The organism is Burkholderia sp. LFS061 (assembly GCF_047978125.1).
GTDB lineage: Bacteria > Pseudomonadota > Gammaproteobacteria > Burkholderiales > Burkholderiaceae > Burkholderia > Burkholderia pyrrocinia_C.
This window is the reverse complement of sequence record NZ_JBFPFS010000028.1, coordinates 19,505-41,725: the sequence shown is the minus strand read 5'-3', so window position 1 is coordinate 41,725 and position 22,221 is coordinate 19,505. Positions and strand designations below refer to the sequence as shown.

Below are 22,221 nucleotides of genomic sequence, written 5' to 3'. Positions count from 1 at the left end.
TTCGAGCTCCTTTCTAAAACGGCAGGTTGAGCGACAGGAAGCCGGTTTCGGAACGCTCGCGCTGGCCGTCGTATGCGTGGCTGCTGACCTCGACGCCGTAGGTCAGCGTGATGTCGTGCTTGAACGTCCACGTGTGCGCGAGGCGGGCGCTCCACAGCGGACTGGTGCCGAAGCCGCGCTCGTTGTACACGCCGCCGGACGCCGATAGACGCTGCTGCAACGACATGTCGCCCTTCTTCCACAGCGTCAGCTGATGCATGACGGTCGCCGCGGCCGCGTAGTCGCGGCCCGGGCTGAAGTAGGGCGCGTCCCGCCGCGTGTTGCTGTCGGTGCCGAGATTCAGCGATACGTTGACGAGCTGGTTCGCGGACGTGTACACGCGCTGCGTACCCGTCGCTGAAATCTCCTGGTGCAGGTTCGAATCGCTGTAGCGGCTCACGCCGTAGCTCAGCTGGACTTCGCGGCGGTCGTTCTGGCGATACACGACCTCGACGTTCGCCGAGCGGCCCCAGATGTGCGCGAGATACGCCTTCCACGGCAGCGAGTTGTCGTTGGAATCGAGCGCGCCGCTGACCGTCCAGTAATCGTTGAGGTTGTACGTGATGGAGCCTCGGCCGCCCGTGCGCCCGTCGCTGCCGAACGAGCGCGTGACTTCGCCCAGGATCGTGAGCGGCCCGTGCCGGTAGTCGCCGCCGATACCCGTGCGCGTGCGGCTGACGCTGCCGGCGTCGGTTTGCGCATGGCCGAAGAACGTGTGGGAAAACACGCGCCAGTTGTCGCCGAACGGTTGCGAATACACATAGCTGTCCGACGAGAAGCTGTTGTCGGCCAGTGCGCTGTTGCCGTGCTCGAAGCTCAGGTCGGTCGTGAACAAGGGGCTGCGGTACGCGTTGTAGTCGCGCTTGAACGCGCGCACGGAGCCGCTGTCCGGGAACGTGTTGCCGAAGGTCTGGTCGACGCTCTTCGCGGTCGCGTAATCGTCGGCCGTCAGCGATGCGCGGCCGAGCCCCGCGAGCATTTCCACGTTGTCCGGGTGGTCGGTCAGCGACGCGCGATACATCGCGATCGCCTGGCGCGGATGCGACTGGCCCGATACGGCGTCGGCGTGCGCGGCGCGGACCTCGGCATTGAACGGCACTTCCTTCTCGAGCTTTTCCAGCGCGGCGATCCCTTCTTCAACCCGGCCCGTGTAGATCAGGTATTGCGCCTGCAGCCGGTAGTAGCGCAGGTAGTCGTCGTTTTCCGGCCCCCAGGTCCGCACCTGGTTGGCCGGCGGCAGCGATTTGCCCATGTCGTCGAGCACCCGGCTCGCGTCCGCCGCGCGTGCCTGGTCGACGTACGACCAGAACAGTCCCTCGCGCAATTCGATCGGACGCGTGCGCGCGCCGTACAGGAAGCCGCGCGTCGCACGGTCCGTCGGCGATGCGGTCGCCTGCGACAGCGCGCGCTGGTACACGGCGTTGGCCTTGCCCGGTTCGCTCAGGTACAGGTACGCGTCGCCGACGGCCGCCAGCGCGTCGATCGAGATTTCCGCATCCGGCGGAATCGTCTCGAACGTCGCGACGGCCGTCTTCATTTCGCCGCGCGCGGCGTAGGCGATCGTCCGGTCGCCGGCGAGCGCCGTCCTGACCTGCGAATACTCGGGCGTGGCCGGCATCCGCTTGTCGAGGTCGTCCGCGGCGCGCAATGCGCTGTCGAGCCCGTCGAAGCGGTCGGCGCTCGTCATCGAGCGCGACTTGTCGCGTCCGCCGCGCACCTGCTGGCGAATCGACAGTTCCTCGAGCTGCGCGAGATCGACGGCGGAGAAGACGTCGGGGCGGGCTTTCGCTTCCTCCAGCGCCATGACCGCGCCGCCGCTCGACGCGAGCCCGAACACGTCGTTGCGGACGGTGGCCGGATCGGCGGTGCGGAGGTCGGGCATCTGCGCGTTCGGGGTTTCCGCGTCGGGGATCTGGGCGCCTGGCGGTTGGGTACCCGATGGTTGGGCACCCGGCGCCTGCGCATTCGGCATCGGCGCGCCGGGTGTCTGCGGTGTCGGCGTCTGGGCATTCGGCGTCTGGGCACTCGCGGCCTGCGCGATCGGGGTCGGCGCATTCGGCGGTGGCGCGTCCGGCGCGAGCGCGCCCGGTGTCGGCGCGCCCGGCGGCTTCGGATCCGGCGCACCGCTGGTCCCGGCGATTTCGCCGACGCTGCCCGGTTCCGTGTCGCCTTCGGCGGAGACGCAGGGGCCGGACGCGACGAGCAGCAACACGAGCGGCGCATGCAGGAGGATCCGCCGGCTGGACGGGGCGACGGTGGTGCATTGTTGTTTACGATTGTTGGCCACGGTATGTCCTCACTTCGAAACGATCACATCGGTTGCCCCGACGATGCACGCCGCCGCTCGCCATGCTGCCGGACGGCGAGGGCCCGGTCATGCGGAACCGGCTCACAGACGATTGCGGATCGCCTGCCCGAGCAACGCACGCGATTCGCTGTTCGTCGGGTCGATCGCGAGCGCCCGGCTTGCGTTTTGCTCCACACAGTTCCATTCGTCGATCTGCGCGCACCAGCGCGCCTTTGCCAGCGCGCGGGCGCCTTCCAGTTCCGCGTGCGTGACGCTTGCCGTCTGCATCCGTGCCGTGTCGGTGCTGTACGACTGCGGCTTCGGCGCGAGGTCCATGTGCTTTCTCGTGCCCGCCAGCGTCTCGGTTCGCGGTGCGCGATGCGCATCGCCGAGCCGTGCGTTGGCACGGTCGTGGGCCGGCGCGGCATTCAGATATAGCCCATCGCGACGGCGTAAGAGACTGCCTGCACGCGGTTACTGGCGCCGATTTTGCGTTGGATGTTGCGGTGGTGGTAATTCACCGTATCGGTGCACACCCCCATGATCACGCCGATTTCCTCCGAGGTCTTGCCGTCGGCCGTCCAGCGCAGCACATCACATTCCCTACCGCTGAACTCCACATCCGTATTGAACACACGCACGTCGCTCTCCAGCTCGGAAATCTTCTCGTGGACCGCTGCGGCAAACGCCTTGGTCACCACCTTCAACGCCTCAAATTCCTGAAGACTGATGGGATTATCCTTGCGCGCCAGGCTTAACACCCCAACCCTCCCCTGGGTGTTGAACGAGGGCTGTGCCAGGCCGTGGCGTAAATTCGAGTCGTTGGCTTCGGACCACAGATCCGGGCACCCACGGAACAACTCATTGCTCCACAAAATGGGGGACGACGATACTTTGCTGTGTTTCACCGTGGGATCGATCACCGCGTAGTTAGCCGCCTGATATCGCTGCACCCAGTCCTCGGGATAATTGCCATACATATAAGTCCTGGGCCGCATGAACGGAGTCACGCTGCACATGCCGTAGGCAAAAAAATCAAACCGTAGTTCGCGCAAGGCCCTCAACGCGACAGCCGTAAACTCCTGCATATCCATGGTTCGCGCAAAGATACTATAAAAGTACGCATCCCATCCCAACTGCTGCCCTAATTCCATGCGTATTCGCCGCGAGTTTCACGGGCGGCGCGTGCGACGGTTGGCGGTGTTTCGCGGCGGCGCGGGACGCTGCCCGCGGCGCGGCTTCCGGTTCGACCGCGAGCTTGACGGGCGGCGCTGCAGCAGCGGGCGGCGCCGGTGGCGCGGGCGGAGTGGCCGGTGCGATCGTCGGCGCCGGCCCGGGGGCGGCCGATGTTCCGGACACGCCGGACGCACCGGTTGCGCGGGACGTCGCGGCCACGATCGCGTTGCGGTATTTCCCGACGGCGGTTGCGATCACGCCGGAGAGGTCGTGCGTCACGCTCGCATGGCCGAGCGCCGTGTCCCGCTCGGCATACGCGAAGATGCCGAAGATCGTGGCAAACGCGACGAAGCTGAGTGCGGCGTTCTTGCCGGGACCCCAGGAGGGTTTCGACTGGCGGGCCGGCGGGTCGTCCGGTCGTTCTGCGCGAGCCATTCAATGCTCCTAGATTCGATACGCTGCGGTGAATGACATTGTCGGAGCGGGTTCAGGCGGCGTTCACCATCGCAATTGCGTGGTGAGTACGCCCGTTTCGACGATCGCGAACTGCGTGGCGCCCTGATAGGTCCCTTCGACCCGGTAGCTCGCCTCGGGCACGCTGAACAGGCAGCGCGATCCCGATGCGTTGAATTCGACGAGCACGCGGCCGTGTCGCCTCAGGCGCACCTGTACGTTGGCAAGCGGTTGCCCGGTTCGGGCCGACGCGAACGACACGCCGAGGTTGTACGGACGGCCGTCGGGGGGAAGCGGCGCCGTACCGTCGATTTGTGCATCGCCGCAGATATACGAAATCACATAGCGGCCTGAGCCGGAACCGGACGCGGGTGTCTGGGCCGTGGCATTCAGGCAGAGCGCGGATACGACGACGCTCAGGAAAGGGCGAGCATGTTGTCGAAACGAGGAAGACATTGCAACCTCCCGTCCGGAATCAATGGCAGCGCATTTATTCCGAGTCTCCGAGTCAAATTTGCCAACGTTCTTTTTGCGACATGCTATTGATACACGATGGATTTTGAATCAACAACCGCGTGTGGCTTGAATGGAACGGCGCTGAAAGATATTATCTAAACAGGATTGCGACAGATTTGTATGACCTGCTTACCACTGAAGAAAGTCGATATTGCCAGATATGAATATTGCTTTCGGTACGGATGATCGAGCACACATTGAATCAAGTCGGAGGTATCGAAATTCGTACCGAAAAATAACGACTGATAAAAGAAAGTTTTGCGCCTGTGTTCGAGGCGAATCAGTGAATTTCAGACACAGGTTACGCGATTTTAAATGGGGCGAGACGTCTTTTTTGATATTCGTTTCGTTACATGCAAATAGAAACTTTTTATTTGTTCTGTAACAGGGTATTTCTGATATTAAAATAAGAGGAGATATTCGGGATCGGTGCGAAGGGCTTAAAAAATACTATTTTGAATCGCAAACGTTTGCATTTTCTTTGATATCGATTCCGGGCCTGAAAAATGATTTCGCGAGTTGCGGCGGGATTGCCGATTGCTGCAGGAAAGGAGGCGCGTTCGATATGAAGCGGCGCGACCCACAAGCACGCGGCCACCGCATTGCCCGGGATCGCACCCGCGCTCGCGCCGTTGACGCGCACGGCGCGGACGCGAATGTCAGCGGCTGCCGCCCGCGCTTCGCCGCGCGATGCGCATTCAGATGAGGCCCAGCGCCGCGGCGTAGGTGGCAGCCAGCGTCTTGTTCGGCGCGTCGAACTTCTTCTGGATGTTCTTGTGGTGGAAGTTCACCGTGCTCTCGGAAATGCTCAGGATGATGGCGATTTCCCCGGAGCTCTTGCCGTCGGCGGTCCATTGCAGGATCTCGCGTTCGCGATGGCTCAGGCAGACCGGGTTGGACATCAGCATCGGATGCTCCAGGTCGGTCAGCTTCTGGGTCAGCAACTCGATCATGCAACGCAGCCGCAGGCGGATTTCCTCGCGCTCGAAGCTGGAGATGTTCTGCTGGTCGCGCGCCACGGAAAGCACGCTGAGCAAATTGTTCGGCGCGCGGATCGGCAGGGTCGCGCCGACACAGAGGCCCCAATCGCGAGCCTCGTTCCAGAGCATCCGGCTCTGGTCGAACAGGCTGTCGCTCCAGACCACCATTTCCGAGGAGCGCAGGCCGTTGAGGATCGCCGGATCCACGGCCCCGTAGTTCTGCATCTGGTATCGCTCCAGCCAGGCCTTGGGATAGGTGCCATGGACCTCGGTCTTCGGCCGGGTGAAGGGAATCGTGTGGCGCACGCCATAGGCGTAGTAATCGAAGCCCAGGCGCCGCACTTCCTTTTCCAGGACGGCGAACACGCCCTGGCTGTCGTGGATCGGCTGCATCTCGCTACGCAAACCGTCCCACCACAGCAAAAAGCCTCCGTCATTCCTCATTGCCGGCGCGGCCGCTTGCTCGGCACCGCTCGCGCCTTCGGCCGCCGTGCGCGGCCGGTTCATGATGTAGGTCCACAGCTGCTCGGCCGCGAGCCCGCGCTTGCGCGCGGATCGATACAGGCGGATTTCGAGTTCGGTGATCCAGTCCCCGGAGCCCGCGCACACGAGCGTGCCCTCCGCGAGTTCCTTCTCGACGCAGCTTTCGGGCAGCCAGCCGATCCCGTGCCCGGCCACGACCATGCCCTTCAATGCTTCGGACATATGCGTCTCGAAGCACCGGTGCAGCACATACGGCTCGGTCGCATTCAGCAGCAGCATCTCGACGATGTTCCCGAGAAACGCGCCCGACGAATACGCGAGCAGCGGCAGCGGGGTATCGGGCGTGCCCGGCAGCTGGAACACGGGCTTGCCGCGCGCGTCGGGCGTCGACACCGGCAGGATCCGCTCGACGCCGAGGCTGACGAACGGGAAGTGGTTCGGGTCGAGCACGATCGGCAACTGCGGATGGTGATAGCCGAGCAGCAGGTCGCATTCGCCTTCGACGAGCTGCTGCACGCCTTCCGGCACGTTCACCGCGTTCACGCGCGCGGTCACGTGGCCGACCTCGCCGTTGAGCTGCTTGAGCCATTCGGGAAACAGCGTGAAGACGAGCGTATGCGCGACGGCAAAACGCACGACCTGGTCGCTGGCCGCGAACTGGTCGTAGCCGTTCACGAGATTGCGCGCCGCATACATGCTGCGCAGGATGTCCGCGGCGAGCCCGCGGAACATCTGTCCGGCCGGCGTCAGCGTGATCGGGTTGATGCTCCGGTCGACCAGCTTCGCGTCCATCCAGGTTTCGAGTGCGGCGATTCGTCTGCTGAATGCAGACTGCGTCAGGTGCCGGTTACGCGCGGCACGGGAAAAGCTCTTGGTATCCGCAAGGCTCAGGAAATCTTCCAGCCACTTTGCTTCCATTTCGATCTTCGCTTTTTATAGTCGGGCGCCGGGAGGGCGGCGGCGGCGCCGCTTCGCTGCAACAATTTTCTAGCGTACCGCGCCTCGCGCCGATCGTCCCGATGTTTTTTTTCGATGGGTGTCAGTCGAAATATGCATGGGCGTTGTCGGCGGGATTACGGCTGCATAGCGTTGAGGTGCCGGACCCGGCTAACCGATTAGTTCATCGCGTCGAACTGCCGGTGCGGCCGCAGACGGTACTTCCCCGGGCCGGCCGCGCGGTGCGCGTGCCGGCCCGCCTTCCCGCCCCTCGGTTCAGGCGGCCGGCGATCCGGCGGCCGGCGCTTCGGCGCTCCGGGTGGCCGTCTTTTTGTGCAGTGCAGATTGCACATTCGCGACACGCGGGAGAACTATGTTCGGCAGACGCGGCGCAGCATCGGCCGTGCGCGATCGCGGCGCATCGATGCCGCCATCGGCATCGCGCGCTGCACCGTAATGGTGCGGCAGGCCGCGCGGGCATGCCCGGCTCGGCGCAAAAGGGGGGATATCGCAAGGCACGGTCCTTGCAGAGTAGTCATTACGCCGGTCCGGCATGCGCAATGCCGGGGAAAACGATCGATGGAGAAAAGATCGATGAAGCCATTCGATGAAATGCTGCAATCCGGCGACATGGTAAGGGCGCCTTACGCGCGCCTGAAGCAATGGCTCGACACGCAGAATCCCGCGAGCCTCGCCCAGAAAGCCCACGACGCGGAGGGCGTGTTCCGCAGGACGGGCATCACGTTCGCCGTTTACGGCGACGCGGAGGCCGCCGAGCGGCTGATTCCGTTCGATATCGTCCCGCGCATCATCTCGGGTTCGGAATGGAGCCGGCTGTCGCTCGGCATCGAGCAGCGCGTGATGGCGCTCAACGCGTTCCTCGACGACATCTACCACCGCCAGGAGATCGTGCGCGCGGGCATCGTGCCGAAGCACCTGATCGCGCACAACGAAGCGTTCATTCCGGAGATGATCGACTTCCGGCCGCCCGGCAACGTTTACACGCACATCATCGGCGTCGACATCGTGCGCACCGGCGAGAACGAGTTCTACGTGCTCGAGGACAACGCGCGCACGCCGTCCGGCGTGTCGTACATGCTGGAAAACCGCGAGACGATGATGCAGCTCTTCCCGGAGCTGTTCCAGCAGGTGAAGGTGCGCCCGGTCGAGACCTATCCGCAGATGCTGCGCCAGTCGCTCGCGGCCGTGTGCCCGCCGGGCGGCAACGCCGACAACCCGACCATCGCGGTGCTGACGCCCGGCATCCACAATTCCGCGTACTACGAACATTCGTTCCTCGCCGACCAGATGGGCGTGCACCTCGTCGAGGGCAGCGACCTGCAGGTGATCGACGGCCGCGTCGCGATGCGCACGACCGAAGGCTTCCAGCCGATCGACGTGCTGTACCGGCGCGTCGACGACGCGTTCCTCGATCCGCTCACGTTCCGCCCCGATTCGGTGCTCGGCGTCGCGGGGATCATGGACGTGTACCGCGCGGGCAACATCACGATCGCGAACGCGCCCGGCACCGGCATCGCCGACGACAAGGCGATCTACTCGTACATGCCGGAGATCGTCGAGTTCTACACGGGCCGCAAGGCGCTGCTCGAGAACGTGCCGACCTGGCGCTGCGGCGATGCGGACAGCCTGAAATACGTGCTCGAGCATCTGGACGAACTGGTCGTGAAGGAAGTGCACGGCTCGGGCGGCTACGGGATGCTCGTCGGGCCGTGCGCGTCGAAGGCCGAGATCGAGGCGTTTTCCGCGAAGCTGCGCGCGCGGCCCGCGAACTACATCGCGCAACCGACGCTGGCGTTGTCCACGACGCCGATCCTGACCGAAGCCGGCCTCGCGCCGCGCCACGTCGACCTGCGGCCGTTCGTGCTGGTGTCGGACCGGATCCGCATCACGCCGGGCGGGCTCACGCGCGTCGCGCTGAAGGAGGGCTCGCTCGTCGTCAACTCGAGCCAGGGCGGCGGCACCAAGGACACCTGGGTGCTGGCCGACTGAGCCGGACACGACCGCGCGCGCCGGAGCCGGCGCGCCAACCGAACGAAGACGGAGTGGACACGAGATGCTTCTGGGACGTACTGCAAGCGGTCTCTACTGGATGTACCGCTATATCGAGCGCGCGGAGAATATCGCGCGCATCGTCGATGCCGGGCTGCGGATGGCGCTCACGCGCACGTCCGACGCGCCGGCCGAATGGTCGTCGGTGCTCGTCAGCTCGGGCGCCGACGACGGCTACCGGCAGAAATACGATGCGTATGCGGCCGATACCGTGACCGACTACCTGCTGCGCGACCGCGACAACCCGTCGAGCGTGCTGTCGTGCATCGAGGCCGCGCGCTCGAACGCGCGGATGGTGCGCACGGCGCTCACGCGCGAGGCGTGGGAGAGCGTGAACGGCGCGTGGCTCGCGCTGCGCCGCGCGTTCGCGCGGCCGGTGCCGGAAAGCGAGCTGCCGGCGGTGCTCGACGAGGTGAAGCGCGAAACCGCGCTGATCCTCGGCAGCTTCTACAGCACGATGCTGCGCAACGAGATCTTCGATTTCGCGCAGATCGGCGCGTTCGTCGAGCGCGCGGACAACACCGCGCGGATCATCGACGTGAAGTACCACCTGTTGCTGCCGTCGGTGTCGCACGTGGGCACGATCCTCGACAACTACCAGTGGGAAACGATCCTGCGCTGCGTGGCCGCGCACCGTTCGTACCGCTGGGTGTACGACGTGCAGTACAAGCCGATGAACATCGCCGACTACCTGATCCTGAACGGCCGCATGCCGCGTTCGCTGCGTTATTGCTACGGGCGCGTCGTGTCGAGCCTGAACCTGCTCGCGAAGGATTACGGCGTGACACATCCGTGTCACGACACGGCCGCGAAGATCCTGCAGATGCTGTCCGATACCTCGGTCGAGCGGATCTTCAAGAGCGGCCTGCACGAGTTCCTGACCGACTTCATCGGCCGCAACAACAGCCTCGGGCTCGAAATCGCCCAGGCCTACAACTTCGACTGAGGCTTGCCATGCGACTCGCCATCCGACACATTTCGCGTTATCAGTTCGACGATCAAGCCACCCATGCGCTGCAACGGCTGAGGCTGCGCCCGCAGTCCGGGCCCGGGCAGACGGTGCGCGCGTGGCAGGTCACGATCGACGGCGTCGAGCCGACGCTGTCGTACGCCGACGGGCTCGGCAACCGGATCGACCTCGTGCGTCACGACCGCGGCGCGAAGGCCGAGATCGTCGTCGTCGCGGCAGGCGTCGTCGAGACGCAGGACCGCGCGGGCATTCTCGGCAATCCAGAAGGTTATGCGCCGCCGTGGATCTTCGAGCGCGAGACCGCGCTCACGAAGGCGGGCGACACCGTGCGCGCGCTCGCGCAGGCGCTGCCGATCGAGCCGTACGGCCTCGACGCATTGCACTGGCTGATGACGGAAGTGCACGGCCGCATCGCGTACGCGCCGAACCTGGCCGCCGACGCGCCCGTCGATGCGGAAACCGCGCTGCAAAGCGGCGAGGGCACGAGCCGCGACCATGCGCACGCGTTCATCGCGGCCGCGCGCGCGCTGAAGATTCCCGCCCGCTATATCTCGGGCTACGTGCTCGCCGACAGCGCGATGCAGCGCATCGCCGACGCGAAGCAGAACGCGGGCGACGACGAAGACGAGGAAGCGCTCGCGTTGCAGAGCGGCGAGGGCATGCAGCAGGTGCTCGGGGCGTCGCATGCCGCGCAGTCGCAGTCGCAGTCGCAATCGCAGGGCCAGTCGCAGGCGGCGCTCGGCGCGCAGCCGCAAGCCGCCGCGCTGATGCAGCAGCCGGCCGGCCATGCATGGGCCGAGGCCTATGTCGAAGGGCTCGGCTGGGTCGGGTTCGATCCGTTCATGAACCGCTGCCCGGACGAGCGCTACGTGCGCATCGCGGTCGGCCTCGACTATCGAGACGCGCAGCCGGTGACGGGGCTCGGCGCGACGGCCGTCGGCGTCGAGATCAGCGTCGTGCAGACGCCCGAACTCGTCTGACCGGACCCGCGCTTTCGCCGCATCCGCCATGCCGGGCCGCCGCGTCGACAGCGACGCGGCGCGCGCGGCCGATCCAACCCGAATCGAGCTCCCATGTCCATCCACGTCGCGCTGCATCACACCACCCGCTACCGTTACGACCGGCTCGTCAACCTCGGCCCGCAGGTCGTGCGGCTGCGGCCCGCGCCGCACTGCCGGACGCCGATCCTCGCGTATTCGATGACGGTCGAGCCCGCGCAGCATTTCATCAACTGGCAGCAGGACCCGTTCTCGAACTATCTCGCGCGGCTCGTGTTTCCTGAGCGCACCGAGTCCTTCGAGATCACGATCGATCTCGTCGCCGAGATGTCGGTGTACAACCCGTTCGACTTCTTCCTGGAAGCGAGCGCGGAGCAATATCCGTTCAACTATGACGACGCGCTGAAGACCGAGCTCGCGCCGTATCTCGCATGCGATCCGCAAACGAGTGCGTCGCCGCTGTTCCGCGCGTATGTCGACAGCGTCGACCGCACGCCGGCCGGCACCGTGAACTTCCTCGTCGCGCTGAACCAGCAGCTTCAGCACGACATCGGCTACCTCGTCCGGATGGAGCCGGGCGTACAGACGCCCGAACAGACGCTGAAACTCGCATCCGGCTCGTGCCGCGACAGCGCGTGGCTGCTCGTGCAGCTTTGCCGCCATCTCGGCATCGCCGCGCGCTTCGTGTCGGGCTACCTGATCCAGCTCACGCCCGACGTGAAATCGCTCGACGGCCCGAGCGGCACGTCGGTCGACTTCACCGACCTGCACGCGTGGTGCGAGGTCTACCTGCCCGGTGCCGGCTGGATCGGCTTCGATCCGACGTCGGGCCTGCTTGCCGGCGAAGGGCATATCCCGCTCGCGTGCACGCCGCAGCCGACCAGCGCGGCGCCGGTCGAAGGGCTGATCGACGAATGCGAGGTGTCGTTCGAGCACGAGATGGCCGTGACGCGCGTGTACGAATCGCCGCGCGTGACGAAGCCGTATACGGAGTCGCAGTGGGATGCCGTGCGCACGCTCGGCACGCAGGTCGACGGCGCGCTGGCGGCCGGCGACGTGCGGCTCACGCAGGGCGGCGAGCCGACCTTCGTGTCGATCGACGATCGCGACGGCGCCGAATGGAACACCGATGCGCTCGGCCCGACCAAGCGCGGCTATGCGACCGAGCTCGTGCAGCGGCTGCGCGCCGAATACGGCGACGGCGGCTTCCTGCATTTCGGGCAGGGCAAGTGGTATCCGGGCGAGCAACTGCCGCGCTGGGCGCTGTCGATCTTCTGGCGCGCGGACGGCCAGCCGGTATGGCACGATCCGTCGCTGTTCGCCGACGAGCGCGAGCCGTCCGCGTATACGACCGACGACGCGAAACGCTTCATCGACGCGCTGGCCGCGCGGCTGAACCTGACCGACGAATTCATCCGCCCCGGCTACGAGGACGTCTGGTATTACCTGTGGCGCGAACGCCGGCTGCCCGTCAACGTCGATCCGTTCGACTCGCGCCTCGACGACGAGCTCGAACGCGCGCGGTTGCGCAAGGTGTTCGAGCAGCAGCTCGACAGCGTGGTCGGCTACGTGCTGCCGGTCAAGCGTACGGACGACGAGCGGGGCCGCCATCGGCCGGGCCTCGACGGGCCGCGCTGGCAGACGGGCCCGTGGTTCTTCCGCGACGAGCGGATGTACCTCGTGCCCGGCGATTCGCCGATGGGCTATCGGCTGCCGCTCGATTCGCTGCCGTGGGCCGCCCGCGCCGACCATCCGTACCTGGTCGAGCGCGATCCGTTCGCGCCGCGCGCCGCGCTGCCGGAAGCCGCCGCCATCCGCGCGCGCTACGCCGGCCCGGCCGACGCGCCGCGCTACCTGTCCGGCGTGCATCGCGAAGCGTCCGCGCAGACCGTGATGCAATGGCGCGGCGACGACACGGCCAGCGGGCGGCATGCCGCGCATGCGCACGACCCGCAGCGCCGGCCCGAGCGCTTCGAGTCGGCCGCGTGGATCACGCGCACCGCGCTGTGCGTCGAAGTGCGCAAAGGCATCCTGTACCTGTTCATGCCGCCGCTCGCCGCGCTCGAGGATTATCTCGAACTGCTCGGCGCGATCGAGCTGACCGCGCATGCGCTCGGCGTGAAGCTCGTGCTCGAAGGTTATCCGCCGCCGCGCGACGCACGGCTGAAGCTGCTGCAGGTGACGCCCGATCCCGGCGTGATCGAGGTGAACATCCATCCGGCCGCGAGCTTCGACGAGCTCGTCGATCACACCGAATTCCTGTACGACGCCGCATGGCAGTCGCGGCTCAGCAGCGAGAAGTTCATGGTCGACGGCCGTCACGTCGGCACGGGCGGCGGCAACCACTTCGTGCTCGGCGGTGCGACGCCGGCCGACAGCCCGTTCCTGCGCCGCCCGGACCTGCTTGCGAGCCTGATCTCGTACTGGCACAACCATCCGTCGCTGTCGTACCTGTTCTCCGGGCTTTTCATCGGGCCGACGAGCCAGGCGCCGCGCGTCGACGAGGCCCGCAACGACCAGCTCTACGAACTGGACATCGCGTTCGCCGAGATCCAGCGCAACAAGCTGCTCTACGGGCAGGACATGCCGCCGTGGCTCGTCGACCGCGTGCTGCGCAACCTGCTGATCGACGTGACGGGCAACACGCACCGCAGCGAGTTCTGCATCGACAAGCTGTATTCGCCCGATTCGTCGACCGGGCGGCTCGGCCTGCTCGAACTGCGTGCGTTCGAGATGCCGCCGCATGCGCGGATGAGCATCGTGCAGCAATTGCTGCTGCGCGCGCTGGTCGCGCGCTTCTGGGCCGCGCCGTACACGACGCCGCTTACGCGCTGGGGCACCGCGCTGCACGATCGCTTCATGCTGCCCGCATTCCTTCAGATGGATTTCGACGACGTGCTGGCCGAACTGCGCGACGCCGGTTTCGCGTTCGATCCGGCGTGGTTCGCGCCGCACTTCGAATTCCGCTTCCCGCTGTTCGGCCGGATCGCGGTGAACGGGATGCAGCTGTCGCTGCGCGGCGCGCTGGAGCCGTGGCACGTGATGGGCGAGGAGGGTGCGCCCGGCGGCACGGTGCGCTACGTCGATTCGTCGGTCGAACGGCTCGAGGTGCGCGTGACGGGGCTGAACGACAACCGGCACGTCGTGACGGTCAACGGCCGCGCGCTGCCGCTGCAGCCGACCGGCACCGTCGGCGAATACGTCGCGGGCGTGCGCTACAAGGCGTGGTCGCCGCCGTCGGCGCTGCACCCGACCATCGGCGTGCACGCGCCGCTCACGTTCGACATCGTCGATACGTGGCTGCAGCGCTCGCTCGGCGGCTGTCGTTATCACGTCGCGCATCCGGGCGGGCGCAACTACGCGACGTTCCCCGTCAATGCGTACGAGGCCGAGAGCCGCCGGCTCGCGCGCTTTGTCGAGATGGGGCACACGCCGGGGCGGATGAGCGTGTCGGCTGCCGCGCCGAGCCGCGAATTCCCGTTCACGCTCGACCTGCGGCGGCCGTGACCGGCCGATGACGGGGCTGACGACGATGCGCGGTTCGCGACTTTCCGGCGCGCCGGCCGATCGCGGCCGCGCCGGAATGCTAGGATGCGGGCAGATTGCGGCCGCGCGCCGCGGCCCGCCGCCCGTGCGGCGGCGTGCATGCGCGGCCGCGCCCTGACGACGAAACGACACCGTGCAGCCCATTCACTCCGACCATCTCGCCGACCCCGACGCGATGCCCACGCTATTCGATACCGGCGCGCAGCCGGACGCCGCCGAACTGGCCGCCGCGCTTGCGGCGCCGGCGGCCGCCGGCCGTTACGACGAACTGCGCGGCAGCGCGGCCGGCCTGAACGCGCCTGCGCTCGCGCCCGCATGGCGCAGTTTCTTCACATCGATCGGCAGCGACGGCGTGGCCGACCTCGATCGCCGTGCCGACGCGCTGCACCGGCGCATGCGCGAGAACGGCCTGTTCTACCAGCTGCACGAGCAGCGCGCCGGCGACGGCGCGGCCGGCCCGTGGTCGCTCGACCTGCTGCCGCTGATCGTCACGCCCGAGGACTGGGTCGCGATCGAGCGCGGCGTGCTGCAGCGCGTGCGGCTGCTCAACGCGACGATGGCCGACCTGTACGGGCCGCAGACGATCCTGCAGCGCGGGCTGCTGCCGCCCGCGCTCGTGACCGGCCATCCGGGCTACCTGCGCGCGATGCGCGGTGCGCGCGTGCCGGGCGATACATGGCTGCACGTCGTCGCGTTCGATCTCGCGCGCGGCCCGGACGGGCAGTGGCGGATCGTCGCGCAGCACACGCAGGGCGCGGCCGGGCTCGGCTATCTGCTCGAAAACCGGCTGATCGTGTCGCGGCTCTTTCCGCGCGGGTTTCGCGGGCTGCGCGTGCAGCGGCTCGCGTCCGCGTACCGCGCGCTGCTGCAGAGCATGCAGGCGCTCAGCCCGGCCGCCAGGAATTCGCGGATCGTGCTGCTGACGCCGGGGCCGCACAGCGCGACGTATTTCGAGCATGCGTATCTCGCGCGCTACCTCGGCCTCACGCTCGTCGAGGGCGGCGACCTGACCGCGCGCGACAACCGCGTATTCCTGAAGACGCTGCGCGGGCTCGAACCCGTGCACGGCATCCTGCGGCGCGTCGACGACGCGTGGCTCGATCCGCTCGAACTGCGGCCCGATTCGATGCTCGGCGTGCCGGGGCTGCTGCAGGCCGTGCGCGCGGGCAACGTGCTGCTCGCGAACGCGCCGGGCTCGGGTTTCCTCGAATCGCCGGCCATGCTCGGCTTCATGCCGCGTCTCGCGGAAGGCCTGCTCGGCGAAACGCTGACGCTGCCGGCCGTGCATTCGTGGTGGTGCGGCGAGGCGGCCGCGTGCGACGACGCGCTGCCGCAGCTCGCGCGCTGCATCGTGAGGGCGTCGTATCCGGCCGACGTGCAGGCGGGCGGCCCGTTCGACCCGGTGATCGGCGCGCGGCTCACGCAGGCGCAGCTTGCCGACTGGCGCGCGCGGATACTCGCGCGGCCCGAACACTACACGGTGCAGGCCGACCTGCCGCTGTCGCAGGCGCCGACCTGGCCGGGGCACGGCACGCCCGACGGCAACGGCGGCGCGCGCATCGTGCCGAAGCCGCTGCTGCTGCGCGTGTTCGCGCTCGCCGACGGCGCGCAGCGCTGGCGGCTCCTGCCGGGCGGGCTGTCGCGGGTCGGCACGCGCGACACGCTGTTCAACGCGCCGATGCCGCACGGCGGCAGCACCGTCGATACGTGGGTGATGACCGAGGGCATCGTCGATTCGACGACGCTGCTGCAGACGCACCTCGGCCCTGACGACCTCGTCGAGCGGCCGCGCGCGATCGCGAGCCGCGCGGCCGAGAACCTGTTCTGGCTCGGCCGCTACACCGAGCGCGCGACCAACCTGATGCGCCTCGCGCGCGCCGCGCTCGAACGGCTGCGCGGCGAGGACGACGTCGACAGCCCCGCGCACCTGGAACTGCTCGACACGCTGTGCCGCGACACGGGCCTGATCGCGGCCGACGCGCCGAACGCCGTCGATGCGCCGCGTGCGTTCCTGCACGCGCTCGCGACGTCGCTGACGCGCGGCGCGGATCGCACCTCGGGAATCGCGTCGTGCCTGTTCGGGATGCGCGGCGCGGCCGCCGCGATTCGCGAACGGCTGTCGAGCGATCAGTGGCGGTTGATCGACGACGCGACGCAACTGTTCGCGGACAGCGCCGACCATCCGGAAGCCGACGAGCAGATCGGCAACGAGGCGCTGCAACTGCTGGAACGCCTCGGCCTGCTGCTCGGCGCGATCACTGGCGCGCAGACCGACCACATGACGCGCGATGACGGCTGGCGGCTGCTGTCGATCGGCAGGCAGATCGACCGGCTGGACTTTCTGTGCAGCGTGCTGAAGTTCGCGTTCGACGAAGGCGCCGTGTACCGGCAGGACGGCTTCGAACTCGTGCTGGAGCTGTTCGACAGCACGATCACGTTCCGCTCGCGGTTCCAGCGCGGCTTCGACGTCGCGCCGCTGCTGTCGCTCGTCGTGCTCGATACCGACAACCCGCGCTCGCTCGGCTGGGTCGTGCAGGCGCTGCGCGGCCGGCTGGCGAAGGTTGAGCGCAGCGAAGGTTATGCGCTGTCCGAGCTGGCCGAGACGATTCCGGACGTGTCCGCATGGTCGCTGCACGAGCTGTGCGAAACCGCCGACGGCGGCCGGCACGACAAGCTGCTCGGCATGCTCGACGCGACGGCGAAGGCGGTCTGGGAACTGTCGAACCGGATCGGCGAGCGTTATTTCAGCCACGTGCGCGAGGCGGGCAGGACGCTATGGTGACGACGAAAGGCACGACGAAAACGCCGCCGGGTTCCGGAAACGGACGACAGGCAGCGGTGCCGGCCGCGCCTGCTGCACCGGCCGCACCGGCCGCCATTGCACCCGGCCGGTTGCTGCGCGTCACGCACGATACCGAATACCGGTACGCGGCGCGCGTCGAATCGGCGCAGCACCAGGCGCGCCTGCAACCGCTCGCGACGCCGCGCCAGCAGGTGCTGTCGTTCTCGCTCGACATCAACCCCGCGCCGGAATCGATCTGCACGGAGATCGACGCGTTCGGCAACGCGCGCGCATCGTTCGCGCTGAACCAGCCGCACGACGCGCTGCTCGTGCGCAGCCGCAGCACGGTGCGCGTGACGCCGCCCGTGTGGTCGCTCGGTGCGCGCGGCGAGCCGCCGCCCGCGATCGCTCGTCCCGACGAAAAACACGCGACTGCATGGGAAGCCGTGCGCGACCGCTTGCGGTTCCGCGCGGGGCAGCCTTACGACGCGGCGAGCGAATTCGTGTTTGCTTCGCCGCACGTCGCGTGCGACGCCGAACTCGCCGCGTATGCGGCCGCGAGCTTCACGCCGCAGCGGCCGCTCGTGCAGGCCGCATGGGACCTGATGCGGCGCGTGCACGCCGACTTTGCGTACACGCCGAACAGCACCGACATCACGACATCGGCACTCGATGCGCTGCGATTGCGCAAGGGGGTCTGCCAGGACTTCGCGCACGTGATGATCGGCGCACTGCGCTCGCTCGGGCTGGCCGCGCGTTACGTGAGCGGTTATCTGCTCACGCAGCCGCCGCCCGGGCAGCCACGGCTGATCGGCGCCGACGCGTCACATGCGTGGGTCGAGGTGTACGACCCGGCGTGGCCCGAGGACAACGGCTGGCTACAGCTCGATCCGACCAACGACCGCGCGCCGGGCGACGACTACGTGATGCTGTCGATCGGCCGCGACTATGCGGACGTGACGCCGCTGCGCGGCGTGATTCGCGGCGGCGGCGCGGATCAGGAGCTGAAGGTCGGCGTGACGGTCGAGCCGCTCGACGCGCCGTGATGTCGCGCGATGCCGCCCGCCCGGGCGATTCGCCGTTTAAGTCTTCGTTAATTCTGCACGCCTAGCATGATCCTGCCGGCGAACGGATCGAGCCTCGGTCCGGCACCGGCGGCACGCGCGGGTGCGTCGACGTCACGGCGCCGCGCCGTCGCGCCTCGCCATTCCCCAGCAACGGCGGCAGATCATGATCAAGAACTTCGACTACACGCTCGGCAGCGAGACGATTGCGCTCTGCGCGAGCTTCGGCGCGGGGCCGGCGTTGCGCCGCGTGCTCGTGAGCCGCGCGGATTCGATGGAGACGCTGGTGGTGCTCGACGCGCGGGGCCTGTCGGGCCTGTTGAAGGTGGCGACCGAAGAACCGGAAGGGCTGCTCGACGACGCGATCCGCAAGGTCGGCGACGAACAGCTCGTCGAGCGGGCGATCAGCGGCAGGACCATCGTCGAAACCGTACTTTGATCGGGCGGCGCGGCGCGTGCCGGCAGGCATGGCCGCACGCGCCGCGTTGCGTGTGTCGTGTTGATTAATCGGCGAACCGGTCCGTTGCCGCGAGCAGCGCCTGCAGGATCCCCGGCTCGTTGTACGCGTGCCCGGCGCCGGGCACGATCTCGAACGTCGCGTCCGGCCACGCCTTCGACAGATCCCATGCGGTGCGTGCGGGCGTCGCGATGTCGTAGCGGCCTTGTACGATCACGCCCGGAATGCCGGCGAGGCGATGCGCGTCGCGCAGCAACTGGCCTTCTTCGACGAAGCCCTTGTTGACGAAGTAGTGGTTTTCGATCCGCGCGAACGCGAGCGCGTAGTGGCCGTCCGCGAAGTGCGCGGCGAGCGCGGGATCGGGCAGCAGCGTGATCGTGCGGCCTTCCCAGATGCTCCATGCGCGCGCGGCTTCGAGTTTCGCGGCTTCGTCGTCGCCGGTCAGCCGGCGATGGTAGGCGGCCATCAGGTCGCCGCGCTCGGCTTCCGGAATCGGTGCAAGGAACGCTTCCCACAGGTCGGGGAACAGCCACGACGCGCCTTCCTGGTAGTACCACAGCAATTCCGCGCGACGCATCGTGAAGATGCCGCGCACGATCAGCGCGCTCACGCGTTCGGGATGCGTTTCCGCGTACGCGAGCGACAGCGCGCTGCCCCACGAGCCGCCGAATACGAGCCATTGCTCGGCGCCGACCATCTCGCGCAGGCGTTCGATGTCGGCGACCAGATGCCACGTCGTGTTGTTCTCGAGGCTCGCATGCGGCGTCGAGCGCCCGCAGCCGCGCTGGTCGAACAGCAGGATGTCGTAGCGCTCCGGGTCGAACAGGCGGCGATGGTCGGGGCTGCAGCCCGCGCCGGGGCCGCCGTGCAGGAACACGGCGGGCTTGCCGGCCGGGTTGCCGCAGCGCTCCCAGTAGATGCGATGGCCGTCGCCGGTGTCGAGGTGGCCGTGGGCGTAGGGTTCGATCGGTGGGTACACAGGCAGGCTCCGGGTGAGGGTCGACAGGAGGCGGACGAGGCGCGGGCCGGTGTGCGGGCGGGGCACGGCACGGTGGATATTGCGGCGCCGCAAAAAACTCGTTGCGTGGGCATCGGACCGGCCGCCGCCGGACAAGGCTTGTCATTATGCCCATTCGCCGCCGCGGACGTCGGCTCGTCAGGGTGTGCGCCGTCGCCGGTGCCCGCCCCGGGATTTTTGAAGCAATTTCATTCCGATATTTTTCATACAAAATCCCGGCGGCATATCGGTGCCGCCGAATCGGGGCACCGGCCTATCTCCTGCTCCTTTACCGTGCCAACGGGAACCAGCCGATGAACCATCGCGTCACGCAGTTGACCGGGTTGCGCGCCGTCGCGGTGACGATGGTTGTCGTCGGCCATGCCCAGCACATGCTGCCGGGCGGCTACACGGGCTGGTACGCGCCGTTGCGGCTGATCGCCGACGGCCGGCTCGGCGTGCTGATCTTCTTCGTCCTCAGCGGCTTCCTGATCACCAACGTGCTGCGCGCCGAGTTCGCGCGCACGGGCGGCATCGCGCTGACGTCGTTCTACGTGCGCCGCGCGCTGCGGATCTGGCCGGCCTGCTATGTCTATCTCGCGGCGGTCGCGATCGTGGCCTTCGCCGGCTGGTTCGACGTCGATCGCCGGCAGTGGCTGTATGCCGCGCTGCACCTGTGGAATTACTCGGCGTGGTTCGGGCTGACCGGCGACAACGCGCTGCATCCGGACGGCGCGTGGTATCTCGGCCATTTCTGGTCGCTCGCGCTCGAGGAGCAGTTCTACTGGTTCTGGCCGCTGCTGTTCGTGTACGGCGCCCGCCGCGGCGGCACGCGCTGGCTGGCCGCGCTGATCCTGATCGTGCCGCTGGTGCGCACCGTCACGTATTTCGCTGCACCGACGCTGCGCGGGCAACTCGCGATGATGCTCCACACGGGCGTCGATTCGATCCTGATCGGCTGCTATGCGGCGCTCAACGGCGAACGGCTCGAAGCGTGGATCCGCTCATGGCGCGGCGAGACTCGGATCGTGACGGCGATTGTCTTCATCGTGCTGCTCGGCATGCCGCTCGCCGAACATCGGCTCGGCGGCTTCTGGAACGCGACGTACGGCGTGACGCTCGAAGCCGCGCTGATCGCGATCGTGATCGTCGTGCTGAATTTCCGCGGCGAGTTCTGGTGTGCGCGCTGGCTGCGCGCGCGGCCGGTCGTGTTCGTCGGCACGATCTCGTTCAGCCTTTATCTGTGGCAGCAGCCGTTCGCGAACCCGGCCCTGCCGGTCGCGCATGCGTTTCCGCTTGGCATCGTGTGGGCGCTGCTGGCCGCGACGGCCAGTTATTTTCTCGTCGAGAAGCCGTTCCTGAGGTTGAAGGATCGGTATACGGCGCGCGAGGCGCGACGTGTGCGTGATGACGCGTTGCTGAGGCCGGTGGCGACCGACGCGATCCGGGCGAAGGTGGTGGAGTAGGCGGGTGGGGCGGCGATTCGCCTCGGCGTTACTTGAAGCGCTTCATCGAGGCGGGGGAGTACCAGAAGTCGCGGAACATATCGATTCCGTACGACTTGCCGTCGTATTTGACGATCGTGCGCACGGTACGTTTCCCGGTGGCTGAGTCTTTGTCGTCGTCGCTTTCCATATTGGTGACGTGCGCCGTAATCGATAGATCCGCGAAACCATTGTGCGATGTCTTTTCGACGGCAATAGTCATCCGTGCGGACTCGCTACGCAGGTCGCGGGTATCGGGGGCGCACACGGGGCCGGTGACAGCGACCCAGCCGTTGAGATTGGTACCGAATACGGGGCGGATGCGGGCGCCGTCGTGAATCCAGAGCGTCAGTTCGTTCTCGGGGTAGGCGTCTGCACAACTCGGCCCGCGCGCACTGCTCTTGAACACGACCCCGAACGCACGCACGTTGGGCGACAGCCTGTACGGCGCCGTGTCGATGCGATAGCTGTTCTCGTCGATCTCCGTTGCCGCATCTTCCTGGACCACTGCCCGCTCGGCCGCCACGACCTTGCCGCCCTCGACCAGCGCGACGACCTGCAACTTGGCGCTGTCGTCCGGGTTCTTGCTTTTCGGAAGCGAATCGAACGCGACGGCCGCGATCGTCGTGCCCGGCGCGTTCGGCATGGCCTTGCACGCCGACGCGACGACGAGCCGGTTCGTGTCGCGCGTGGCGATGCGTGCGCTGGCGATGCCGGCCCAGCGGGCGACAGCCGTGACGGTATCGTCGCCGCAAGGCTGGCTGTCGGTGGCGTGAGCGGTGGGAGCGGCGGCAAGCGCCAGCAAAGGAACGAAGCGACGGATTTTCATGGTCTCGATGGGAAAACGGGTTCTTCGCAGATTTCCTGGGAGCGCGGGGTAGGGAGTCGGTTTTCGGCCAACTCCGGTCATCCGCCTGAAATCAACCGTAGACAATCGAACGGCCGCTCCGAAAGCGGCCGTTCGAGCCTACCGCCGCCGTATT

15 protein-coding genes and 2 pseudogenes are annotated in these 22,221 nt (G+C 67.2%); 8 read left to right on the top strand and 9 right to left on the bottom strand.

Translation table 11 applies throughout. From position 1 onward, the window contains the following. Window positions 1-13: 13 nt before the first annotated feature. From pgaA to ACNQQL_RS22990, 7 genes and pseudogenes are all read right to left on the bottom strand, one after another. Window positions 14-2,326 (bottom strand): poly-beta-1,6 N-acetyl-D-glucosamine export porin PgaA, encoded by a 2,313-nt coding sequence (pgaA, locus tag ACNQQL_RS23020; protein WP_347065909.1) that lies wholly within the window; start codon window positions 2,324-2,326, stop codon window positions 14-16. Window positions 2,327-2,428: 102 nt separating this feature from the next. After that, a pseudogene (locus ACNQQL_RS23015) lies at window positions 2,429-2,725 on the bottom strand (hypothetical protein); the annotation flags it as partial. A 29-nt stretch (window positions 2,726-2,754) separates the two neighbouring features. Further along, window positions 2,755-3,480 carry an autoinducer binding domain-containing protein gene (locus tag ACNQQL_RS23010; protein ID WP_009045585.1) on the bottom strand — a complete coding sequence of 242 codons (726 nt, stop codon included), beginning with the start codon at window positions 3,478-3,480 and terminating at the stop codon, window positions 2,755-2,757. Next, the gene (locus tag ACNQQL_RS23005; protein WP_347065906.1) at window positions 3,437-3,937 is read right to left on the bottom strand and encodes a hypothetical protein; all 501 of its coding nucleotides are present in this window, start codon (window positions 3,935-3,937) and stop codon (window positions 3,437-3,439) included. Before ACNQQL_RS23005 ends, ACNQQL_RS23010 begins: the two co-directional genes overlap by 44 nt. A 63-nt stretch (window positions 3,938-4,000) precedes the next feature. Beyond that, on the bottom strand, window positions 4,001-4,411 hold the full coding sequence (locus tag ACNQQL_RS23000) for a hypothetical protein (protein WP_072436544.1): 411 nt from the start codon (window positions 4,409-4,411) through the stop codon (window positions 4,001-4,003). 758 nt (window positions 4,412-5,169) lie between these two features. After that, window positions 5,170-5,895 carry a transcriptional regulator RhlR gene (gene rhlR, locus ACNQQL_RS22995; RefSeq protein ID WP_347063173.1) on the bottom strand — a complete coding sequence of 242 codons (726 nt, stop codon included), beginning with the start codon at window positions 5,893-5,895 and terminating at the stop codon, window positions 5,170-5,172. After that, window positions 5,890-6,852 (bottom strand): annotated as a pseudogene (locus tag ACNQQL_RS22990) (LysR substrate-binding domain-containing protein); the annotation flags it as partial. The gene rhlR and the pseudogene ACNQQL_RS22990, both read right to left, overlap by 6 nt. 612 nt (window positions 6,853-7,464) lie before the next feature. Here ACNQQL_RS22990 and ACNQQL_RS22985 point away from each other — a divergent pair. From ACNQQL_RS22985 to ACNQQL_RS22955, 7 genes are all read left to right on the top strand, one after another. Continuing rightward, a complete protein-coding gene (locus ACNQQL_RS22985) occupies window positions 7,465-8,880 on the top strand; it encodes a circularly permuted type 2 ATP-grasp protein (RefSeq protein ID WP_072436546.1) in 1,416 nt (471 codons plus the stop codon). Between the two features lie 64 nt (window positions 8,881-8,944). Beyond that, a complete protein-coding gene (locus tag ACNQQL_RS22980) occupies window positions 8,945-9,886 on the top strand; it encodes an alpha-E domain-containing protein (RefSeq protein ID WP_347065904.1) in 942 nt (313 codons plus the stop codon). 8 nt (window positions 9,887-9,894) lie between these two features. Beyond that, the gene (locus ACNQQL_RS22975) at window positions 9,895-10,890 is read left to right on the top strand and encodes a transglutaminase family protein (RefSeq protein ID WP_347065902.1); all 996 of its coding nucleotides are present in this window, start codon (window positions 9,895-9,897) and stop codon (window positions 10,888-10,890) included. Between the two features lie 93 nt (window positions 10,891-10,983). Beyond that, entirely contained in the window at window positions 10,984-14,415 is a 3,432-nt protein-coding gene (locus ACNQQL_RS22970) for a transglutaminase family protein (protein WP_347065900.1), read from the top strand. A 214-nt stretch (window positions 14,416-14,629) separates the two neighbouring features. After that, entirely contained in the window at window positions 14,630-17,236 is a 2,607-nt protein-coding gene (locus ACNQQL_RS22965) for a circularly permuted type 2 ATP-grasp protein (protein WP_347065990.1), read from the top strand. Further along, window positions 17,230-18,282, top strand: a complete 1,053-nt coding sequence (locus ACNQQL_RS22960) for a transglutaminase family protein (RefSeq protein WP_347065898.1) — start codon at window positions 17,230-17,232, stop codon at window positions 18,280-18,282. The genes ACNQQL_RS22965 and ACNQQL_RS22960 overlap by 7 nt, the downstream gene beginning before the upstream one ends. A gap of 184 nt (window positions 18,283-18,466) precedes the next feature. Then, entirely contained in the window at window positions 18,467-18,739 is a 273-nt protein-coding gene (locus tag ACNQQL_RS22955; protein WP_072436552.1) for a hypothetical protein, read from the top strand. A gap of 64 nt (window positions 18,740-18,803) precedes the next feature. On the opposite strand, the gene pip is transcribed toward ACNQQL_RS22955, so the two are convergent. Continuing rightward, window positions 18,804-19,736: a prolyl aminopeptidase gene (gene pip, locus ACNQQL_RS22950; RefSeq protein WP_347065896.1), complete on the bottom strand. Its 933-nt coding sequence runs from the start codon at window positions 19,734-19,736 to the stop codon at window positions 18,804-18,806. A 332-nt stretch (window positions 19,737-20,068) separates the two neighbouring features. Between pip and ACNQQL_RS22945 the strand changes: the two genes are divergently transcribed. Continuing rightward, window positions 20,069-21,220, top strand: a complete 1,152-nt coding sequence (locus tag ACNQQL_RS22945) for an acyltransferase (protein ID WP_347065894.1) — start codon at window positions 20,069-20,071, stop codon at window positions 21,218-21,220. A gap of 28 nt (window positions 21,221-21,248) precedes the next feature. On the opposite strand, the gene ACNQQL_RS22940 is transcribed toward ACNQQL_RS22945, so the two are convergent. Beyond that, the gene (locus ACNQQL_RS22940; protein WP_347065892.1) at window positions 21,249-22,067 is read right to left on the bottom strand and encodes a multidrug ABC transporter ATPase; all 819 of its coding nucleotides are present in this window, start codon (window positions 22,065-22,067) and stop codon (window positions 21,249-21,251) included. Window positions 22,068-22,221 lie beyond the last annotated feature (154 nt).

Bases quoted from the DNA above. Each gene is read 5' to 3' on its own strand.
- ACNQQL_RS22965 (WP_347065990.1), top strand. From the start codon at position 14,630: ATGCCCACGCTATTCGATACCGGCGCGCAGCCGGACGCCGCCGAACTG.
- ACNQQL_RS23000 (WP_072436544.1), bottom strand. From the start codon at position 4,411: ATGTCTTCCTCGTTTCGACAACATGCTCGCCCTTTCCTGAGCGTCGTC.
- ACNQQL_RS23010 (WP_009045585.1), bottom strand. From the start codon at position 3,480: ATGGAATTAGGGCAGCAGTTGGGATGGGATGCGTACTTTTATAGTATC.
- ACNQQL_RS23005 (WP_347065906.1), bottom strand. From the start codon at position 3,937: ATGGCTCGCGCAGAACGACCGGACGACCCGCCGGCCCGCCAGTCGAAA.
- rhlR (WP_347063173.1), bottom strand. From the start codon at position 5,895: ATGAGGAATGACGGAGGCTTTTTGCTGTGGTGGGACGGTTTGCGTAGC.
- ACNQQL_RS22985 (WP_072436546.1), top strand. From the start codon at position 7,465: ATGAAGCCATTCGATGAAATGCTGCAATCCGGCGACATGGTAAGGGCG.
- ACNQQL_RS22980 (WP_347065904.1), top strand. From the start codon at position 8,945: ATGCTTCTGGGACGTACTGCAAGCGGTCTCTACTGGATGTACCGCTAT.
- ACNQQL_RS22945 (WP_347065894.1), top strand. From the start codon at position 20,069: ATGAACCATCGCGTCACGCAGTTGACCGGGTTGCGCGCCGTCGCGGTG.
- ACNQQL_RS22955 (WP_072436552.1), top strand. From the start codon at position 18,467: ATGATCAAGAACTTCGACTACACGCTCGGCAGCGAGACGATTGCGCTC.
- ACNQQL_RS22940 (WP_347065892.1), bottom strand. From the start codon at position 22,067: ATGAAAATCCGTCGCTTCGTTCCTTTGCTGGCGCTTGCCGCCGCTCCC.
- ACNQQL_RS22975 (WP_347065902.1), top strand. From the start codon at position 9,895: ATGCGACTCGCCATCCGACACATTTCGCGTTATCAGTTCGACGATCAA.
- ACNQQL_RS22970 (WP_347065900.1), top strand. From the start codon at position 10,984: ATGTCCATCCACGTCGCGCTGCATCACACCACCCGCTACCGTTACGAC.
- ACNQQL_RS22960 (WP_347065898.1), top strand. From the start codon at position 17,230: ATGGTGACGACGAAAGGCACGACGAAAACGCCGCCGGGTTCCGGAAAC.